Raw genomic sequence first — 7,688 nt, forward strand, 5'->3', positions numbered from 1 at the left:
TGATCCGGCGAGCGATGAGCTCACTTACGGCACGGATGGAGATCCGCGCTGCTCGGCCGGGGGAGCCCACGGGGCGCTGGTATCTCACCCGCGCAGCGGCGCGGTGAAGCTCGTCGACCCGAGCTTGGACCAGGGCGGCCTGGATGTGCGAGTTGTGCATGTCGGTCTCCTCTCGTTGGTCAGTTCGCGTGCCCCGGTCCTGCACCGCGACCACCTCTGGCGTGAGCGCGAATCCCGCGGCGGCGACGGCGGTCTCCGGGGCCGGCGCCTGCCGGTCCCACACCAGCTCCAGGTCGATGCGCTGCTCGACCGGGTCGGCCTCGACGCTGACGGACCGAAGGGCTCGACCGAGCGCGGACGGCTCTGGATCCCGGACCCAGGCCAGGTAGTCGCTGGCGGTGATTCCGTCGAGTACGACTGTCAGGAGCTGAATCGGGCCTGCGGTGCTCGCCCCTGCTCGCTGCGGAACAGAGGTGCGTGCGCGGCACGGTTCGGTCGATGTGCTCATCACAGGCTCCTTCATGGCGTCTCGATCGGGGCGAGGATCGGCAGCTTGATGCCGATCGCGATTGGCGTCTAGGTCGGATGCCCCACGAATCCCGCCAACGCACAGGGCAAGGGTGATCAATGGCAGGATTCGTGGGGCATCGGGCCTTGGCGCCAGCGCCGAATCGCGCGATGATGCGTCGATGCCAAGGACCCGCCAGGTACTCGTCCTCGCCGTCGAGCACTGCCAGTCGCTCGACGTATTCGGCCCGGTCGAAGTCTTCGACCACGCATCACGAGAGATCCCCGGCGCCTACCAGGTCCAGGTCGTCAGTCCAGCCCAGGACGGCACGATCACGCTGAGCAGCGGAGTCCGCCTAGCCTCCGCGCCCCTGCCCGACCCTCCGCCCCGGCATGACACACTCGTCATCGCCGGCGGAGAGGGAGCAGTCGCAGCAGTCGACGACGACAGGATCGTTGACTGGGTCGCACGAGCGTCGCGACGCGCGCGTCGTACCGCCTCGGTCTGCACGGGTGCCTTCGTTCTCGCCGCGGCGGGACTGCTCGACGATCGTCGCGCCACCACCCACTGGGCGTTCTGCGACAAGCTCGCGCACAGCTACGCCGGAGTCAATGTCGACCCCGACCCGGTCTTCATCCACGACGGCGAGGTATGGACCTCAGCCGGCATCACCGCCGGGATTGACCTCTCGCTGGCCCTGGTCGAGGACGACCTCGGGCCAACGATCGCGCTCGCCGTGGCACGCGCGCTGGTTGTGTTCCTCAAACGGCCCGGCGGCCAATCACAATTCAGCAGGGCGCTTTCAGCCCAACAAGCAGCGCGACCGGCGCTGCGAGAACTCCAAGCCTGGATCGCCGCGCACCTCGAAGAGGATCTCTCCGTCGCCAGGCTCGCCGATCACGCCGTGATGAGCGAGCGCTCATTCGCGCGTGCGTTTCACCGAGAGGTCGGCCAGACCCCAGCCGCCTACGTCGAGACGCTCCGCATCGAACGCGCGCGAGACCTGCTCGAGGACGGCGCGCCGTCGCTCGACGCCGTCGCCCAATCCACCGGTTTCGCCAGCGCTGAAGTCCTGCGCCGAGCATTTCAACGCCGCCTCGGCGTCGCGCCCGCCGAGTACCGCGACCGGTTCCGCCTCACCAGCTGAACGACTCACGCCTCAGCCGCCCAAGCCGTTACGGTCACTCGCCCTGCTATCAGGGCACGAGGGGTGCCACGCGATCGCGGACCTGCGCCTTGCTACGCGCGGCATGGGGGGCCTGAGCGCCGAAACCGTTGGCAGAATCTAGGTGTGGGTTCTCCGCAGACGCTGAGCGAAGCCGATCGGCGGGTCGTCGCGGCGTGGGCTGCTGACTGCGCGGAGCGGGTGCTGGGATTGTTCGAGGCCGCAGCTCCCGATGATGGCCGCCCTCGGGATGCCATCGCCCGGGCCCGGGCGTTCGCACGTGGTGAGCTTGGCGTCGTCGACGAGATCCGCCGCCGTTTTGTCGGTCATGACGCCGCTCGTGAGGTAGGAGTTCCCGCAGCGGCAGCGGCGGCCCGAGCGGCTGGGCAGGCGGCGAGCATCCCTCATATGGGTGCGCACGCGCTGGGTGCCGCCGCGTATGCCGCCAAGGCGGCTGGGCTGGCCGCCCGCGGCCGGCCGGAGGCTGTGAGCGACGAGATCCGCTGGCAGCTCGGCCACATGTCCGCGGCCACCGGAACCGCCCTGCGAGAGCTGCCGCCCTTCGGTGAGAACTCGGCCGGTCCCTCGGGCCGGGGCTTCTCGCCTCAGGCTTTCTTGGCCCGATCATCCGTGATCTCCAGGCCGGCTTGGCGGACCCTGACCACACCATCCCTCCCAGATCGCAAGTCGATCAGGAAGACGGAAAGCACCACGGCAGCTTGCTCTCCTAGCGCCCCCGGCCTCTGACAAGCTGGCGGCAGTGCAGGTCACGTTTGTGAAAGCGGATCGGTCCGGGGAGCAGGACCGCGCGTATCTGAGGATGGGCGGAGCTGTGCGGCGGGCGCCTGTCCATGTCGTGCACGACCTTCCGCATCTGGTGGTGGAGTCAATCTTCGGAATCGACGACGGACTGTGGGCAGAGCTTGAGGCCGGCCGCCACGCTGCCGCCGCCCACGCGGCGACAGCCCGTGATCCCAAGCGCAAGAAAGCGGGCCGAATCGTCTCGGGGGCGGCCGAGGGCGTACCCGCGTCTCGGTGGCTGACTGCGGGGCACCGGCGGGCCAAAGTTCTCACCAACGCCGTCGCGAATCGTTTCGGCGATGGCCTCGACACCCCGGCTGGGGTGCGCGAGCGGGTCGCTCGGTCCGGTGACCGATCCGCGGCAGAGAGGCTGTCCGGACTTGACGACGCGACCATCGCGGAGGCCATCGTGGGCGTTGCAGACCTGTTGCATCGCTGGGCGGCGCTGCCGCCCGGCGAGGTGCTTCGGCTTTCGTGGCCGTTGCCGCACGAGCTGCAGGGCGACCACGCGTAGGCTTTCGATGCCGAGAAGCCGCCACCGCGACACGCCACCTATTCGTGTCCGCCTTGTCGCCGTTCGCGGGCACCTTGGCGTCGTCGACCATGATGCCGGCCGGGGCGATCGCCGCACGGCCCTGGTTTTCTGCGAACACGGGCATGCTGAACCCGCCGGCGCTCGCGTCGCGCGCGCACCTGCATACCGAGATTGCAGGTCTCGCGCCCAATTCGACGCCTTCCCCGGATCTGCCGGGTAGGCCCGGCGCATTGCTGCGCCGGGCCCCCCTCAGAACCAGGACGTGCGGCTTTCACCGCATCCGGCTCAAGCAAGCCCTGGTGGCTTGTAGGCGTTGTGCAGTGCCAGGCCGCTGCTTTTGCGGCAGTCGGCGTGTACGAGACGGGCGTCAACCTCGTCCGACGTGCCAGGTTCCCGCGTTGTGATCGTGTTGATCGTTTGGCGGGTGTTGGTGAGCCAGTGTTCCCACTCGCGCGGGGTTTGTGGCTGGTCCTCGACGGCGATGAGCGTGCCACCGCAGATCACGCAGCGACCATCCTGGGCTTCGATCAGCCGTTGGGTGGTCATGTTGATCGGCGGGGTCGCTTTGCGCCGCCGGCTGGCCCAGTATTCGGTGAGGGCGGGGTCGTCTGGTGACGCCATGCCCATGACGATCTGGTGTCGGCGGATCTTGGTCCAGAAGAACTTGTGCATGTAGGCGCCGCTGTGGCGGGCGCCGAACACCCACCGGTCCTGTCTGGACTTGTTGAACATGCCGAAGTACCGGTGGACGACCCAGGACGTCGACTTGTTCGCATGGCTGAACCTGGCCCATTTGTAGGCCAGCCGCCACAGGTAGTGATCCAGCGCGTTGAACACCTCGCTGGAGACCTGTGTCCGGTAGTAGGCGGCCCATCCCCGGATGATCGGGTTGAGCCGTTTGATCACCGCCTGGGCGTTGGTCCCGCGCAGGGACCGCAGCTCGTCGCGGAGTCTCTCCCGGATCCGTCTCTGAGCCGCCTTGCTCGGCTTGATCAGCGACTTGGCGCCGTACCGGCGGACGTTGAACCCCAGGAAGTCGAATCCTTCGTCGAGGGAGACGACGCGCGTCTTGTCCTCGTTGAAGGCAAGGCCCCTGGGCGCCAGCCAGTCGGTAAGCCTGGCCTTGACCTCGAGCGCCTCCTGCGGTGAGTGGCAGAGGGCGAGGAGATCGTCGGCATACCTGATCAAAGTCGGGGAGCCCGCCGCCACGATCCGTCCGGCGCGCTGCCCGGCCGGGTAGTAGCGAACTCCGGCGGCCTTCTCGATCCCGTGCAGGGCGACGTTCAACAGCACAGGGCTGACGACTGCTCCCACGCAATCGCAAACTTCGAGTTCGAGCGGTCGATTCAGCGGCTGTCGGGAAGGAGTCGGCCGTGAGGCGTAGTACTCAACGGACTGATGGCCAGTCGCCGAGCGTACGCGGACGAGTACGCGGTCAGGGTGAACCGGGCGGCCAAGCTGTTGGCGGAGGAGTTGGCGCCGGCGGACGCGGTACGGGTGCTGCAGTCCGAACATCGGCTGTCGGAGCGGCAGGCTCGCCGGTACGTGAGCGCGGCGATCGAGCGGCCGGAGGGCGTGGCGGTGCCGGAGCGCACGACGGTGTTCACCGTTCGACTCGCGCCGTCGCTGATCGCGGGCCTGCGTCGGCACGCGCGGTCGCGAGGACTGACGCTGAGCGCGGTCGTCGCGGAGGCGGTGAGGCTGTATCTCGATCACGTCGACGAGCGATACGGTGGCACCGCGGGTTGAGATCGAGTTCGTCGGTGATCGGCTTGCCAGTGCTCGGCTGGCGCAGGCGTACGGGTTCGTGGTGCCCGAGCGGCGCCGAGTGACACGCAACGAACGGAGCGATGATGACGAGCGACGTGACCTCGCACACGGGCAGGGTGGCGGCGATCTACGCGCGGGTGTCCTCCGAGCGCCAGCGTCAGGACGAGACGATCCACAGCCAGACCGTCGGGCTGCGTGAGCTCGCCGCCGAGCGCGGGCTGCTCGTGCCCGAGGACCTGGTGTTCGAGGACGAGGGGTTCTCCGGCGCGACGCTGACCCGGCCGGCGCTCGAGCGGCTGCGCGACCGCGCGGCCGAGGGGGCGTTCGAGCTGCTGCTGTGCCATGCGCCCGACCGGCTGGCGCGTCGCTACGCCTACCAGGTGTTGCTGCTCGAAGAACTCGCCCGCTCCGGGATCGAGGTCATCTTCGCCAAGGAACCCGAGCGGGGCGGCACCCCTGAGGACGAGCTGCTGCGCCAGTTCCAGGGGATGATCGCCGAGTACGAGCGCGCGCAGATCGCCGAGCGGACGCGGCGCGGAAAGCTGCACCGCGCGCGCGGCGGCTCCCAGGCGGTGATGTCCGGCGCACCCTATGGCTACCGGTATGTGAAGCGCTCCGAGCACATGGAGGGCTACTGGGAGATCGACGAGACCGAGGCCCAGATCGTGCGCGAGGTGTTCGACCGCTACGCGGGCGATGGCGTCTCGATCGGCGAGCTCGCGCGCTGGCTGACCGACCGCGGGGTCCCGACCCGGACCGGCAAGACGCGCTGGGAGCGCTCGACGATCTGGGCGATGCTGCGCAACCCCGCCTACCGCGGACTGGCCGCGTTCGGCAAGACCAAGACCGCCGAGCGGCACGGCGGCCCGACACGCACGACCCGCCAGCGCGGCGAGCAGCACGGGCGCCGGCTGACCCGCACCGACCAGCCCGCTGAGAAATGGACGCTGATCCCGGTGCCGCCGCTCGTCACCGAGGAGACCTTCGCGCTCGCGCAGGACCGGCTGACAGCCAACGCGCACTTCTCCAAGCGCAACACCAAGGAGCTGACGCTGCTGCAAGGCATGCTCGTGTGCCGCGAGTGCGGCTACTCCTGCTACCGCACCTGCACCCGCACCACCAACAAGCGGATCAGCTACTACCAGTGCATCGGCCAGGACGGCTGGCGGCACCCCGACGGCAAGCGATGCAGCAGCCGCCCCGTCCGCGCTGATGAGCTCGACCCGCTCGTCTGGGCCGAGGTCCGCCGACTGCTCGAAGACCCTAAGCTCGTCCGCGCTGAGATCGACCGCGGCCTCGCCGCGCTGCGAACCGAGCACCCTGCCGCCCGCCGCCGCGAGACCCTCGAACGCGACCTCACCCGCGCCGACCAGGCGATCGCCCGGCTGATCGAGGCCTACCAAGAACAGCTGATCTCGCTCGAGGAGCTCCGCAGCCGGATGCCCGCTCTGCGCAAGCGCCAGACCACCCTCCAGGCACAGCTCGACCGCCTCGACGCCGAACTCCACGACGCCGAGACCTACCTCCAGCTCGCCGACACCCTCGACGGGTTCCTCGGCCGCCTCACCGACGGCCTGGACCAGCTCGACACCGCCGGCCAGCAGCGCGTCCTGCGGCTCGTTGTGCGCGAAGTCCTCATCGGCGGCGACGACACCGTCACGATCCGCCACTCGATCCCCACCCCGAACCGAGGCCCCGACGACCCAAGTTACCTTTTGCGTGGGAGCAGTCACGACCCCGCCCTGCGGCGCGCCGCTGAGCGTGGCGTTCCACACCCAGTCCTCCAAGTACCCGGCTTGCAGCATCTGGCCGATCAGCCGAAGGAACCGGTTATCGTCGATCTCCTCCCTCAGCGTCGCCAACATGACCTGATGGTCGAGTTGGTCGAAGCAGCGGGAGATGTCGCCTTCGATAAACCAGGTCGTCCCCGTCCATCCAATCGCCACGTCGCGCAAGGCGGTGTGACAGCCGCGGCCGGGGCGGTAGCCGTGGGAGTGCTCGGAGAACTGCGGCTCGTAGTACGCCTCCAACAGCAGGCGGATCACTTCGCCGAGCAGTTTGTCCGACCACGATGGCAGACCAAGCGGCCGCTGCTTCCCGTCCTTCTTGGGAATGTAGTGGCGCCTGACGGGCTTGAACCGGTAGCGCTCGCAACGCAACGCGTCGATGATGCGCTCGATCTTGCCCAGCGTCATGCCGTCCGCGGTTTCCGCGTCGGGTCCGGGGGTCATCGCTCCCTTGTTGGAGTAGATGCGCCCGTAGGCCAGCAAATACAGCTGCGGGTTGAACAGCTGCCGATACAGCCCTTCCAACGGCAGGCCGCGCCTGCCGCGATCACGCAGGACATCCAGGACCGTTTCGGCGCTCTGCATTACGCATACCTCACGATCGATAGAAGTCCAGCCACCTGTGCCCCTTCGCCCTGTGGACGGCTCTCCCGTCCCCCTTGGTGGGTCGCTACTCCCACGACTACTATGGGCACCCCGTCACCTTGGGGCTCGCGCCCCGAAGGTTGATCCCGCGTTCGTCCCTGTCGTACGTCCGAGCGTGACTTAGGCGTCCGACTCATCTCCTTAACTGCCCTCACTGGGCAACGCTCCATGCCCCGAAGGTTGCGACGGCCTTGCAAGAATGCCGTCACAGAGCATGGCGCCGGTAACAAGTGCCTTTCCGGCGGATGTGCCTTTTCATCTTCTGGAGATTCGGCTTCAGGCAATCCAGCTTTCGCCATATCACGCGGGTCCCGCGACGCCTCACCCCTGACACCTGGGCATGACCGCCGCTTTCCTGACATGCGATTGTTCCTTTCACCTTTCGGATCCGGGTAAGTCATTGGACCCAAGAACATCCCTTCGAGTTCCTCCCGGCTGCGCCGGGGATACAACAGGGCGCCTCGCGGCGCAGTTGCA

General features: G+C 68.0%; 6 protein-coding genes and 2 pseudogenes. 5 read left to right on the forward strand and 3 right to left on the reverse strand.

The window, feature by feature from the left end:
• Positions 1 to 508: hypothetical protein (locus tag JOZ76_RS16015; protein ID WP_291699612.1), on the reverse strand; the 508-nt coding region annotated here is incomplete at its 3' end.
• Positions 509 to 689: 181 nt separating this feature from the next.
• Here JOZ76_RS16015 and JOZ76_RS16020 point away from each other — a divergent pair.
• From JOZ76_RS16020 to JOZ76_RS16030, 3 genes are all read left to right on the forward strand, one after another.
• Positions 690 to 1,655, forward strand: a complete 966-nt coding sequence (locus JOZ76_RS16020) for a GlxA family transcriptional regulator (protein WP_291699613.1) — start codon at positions 690 to 692, stop codon at positions 1,653 to 1,655.
• Positions 1,656 to 1,874: 219 nt separating this feature from the next.
• Positions 1,875 to 2,420, forward strand: a complete 546-nt coding sequence (locus tag JOZ76_RS38250) for a putative immunity protein (protein ID WP_366938582.1) — start codon at positions 1,875 to 1,877, stop codon at positions 2,418 to 2,420.
• Between the two features lie 13 nt (positions 2,421 to 2,433).
• Complete coding sequence (locus JOZ76_RS16030) at positions 2,434 to 2,988, forward strand: hypothetical protein (protein ID WP_291699617.1); 555 nt, start codon at positions 2,434 to 2,436, stop codon at positions 2,986 to 2,988.
• A 306-nt stretch (positions 2,989 to 3,294) separates the two neighbouring features.
• Here JOZ76_RS16030 and JOZ76_RS16035 read toward each other — a convergent pair whose 3' ends face one another.
• Positions 3,295 to 4,524: a group II intron maturase-specific domain-containing protein gene (locus tag JOZ76_RS16035; protein WP_291699618.1), complete on the reverse strand. Its 1,230-nt coding sequence runs from the start codon at positions 4,522 to 4,524 to the stop codon at positions 3,295 to 3,297.
• Between JOZ76_RS16035 and JOZ76_RS16040 the strand changes: the two genes are divergently transcribed.
• Both JOZ76_RS16040 and JOZ76_RS16045 read left to right on the forward strand, forming a co-directional pair.
• Complete coding sequence (locus JOZ76_RS16040; RefSeq protein WP_291699620.1) at positions 4,450 to 4,758, forward strand: hypothetical protein; 309 nt, start codon at positions 4,450 to 4,452, stop codon at positions 4,756 to 4,758. The two genes, JOZ76_RS16035 and JOZ76_RS16040, sit on opposite strands and share 75 nt — an antisense overlap.
• Before the next feature lie 104 nt (positions 4,759 to 4,862).
• A pseudogene (locus JOZ76_RS16045) lies at positions 4,863 to 6,014 on the forward strand (recombinase family protein); the annotation flags it as partial.
• A 558-nt stretch (positions 6,015 to 6,572) separates the two neighbouring features.
• Here the strand turns inward: JOZ76_RS16045 and JOZ76_RS16050 are convergent.
• Positions 6,573 to 7,151 (reverse strand): annotated as a pseudogene (locus tag JOZ76_RS16050) (reverse transcriptase domain-containing protein); the annotation flags it as partial.
• Positions 7,152 to 7,688 lie beyond the last annotated feature (537 nt).

The organism is Bradyrhizobium sp., assembly GCF_019244115.1.
Lineage (GTDB): Bacteria > Pseudomonadota > Alphaproteobacteria > Rhizobiales > Xanthobacteraceae > Bradyrhizobium.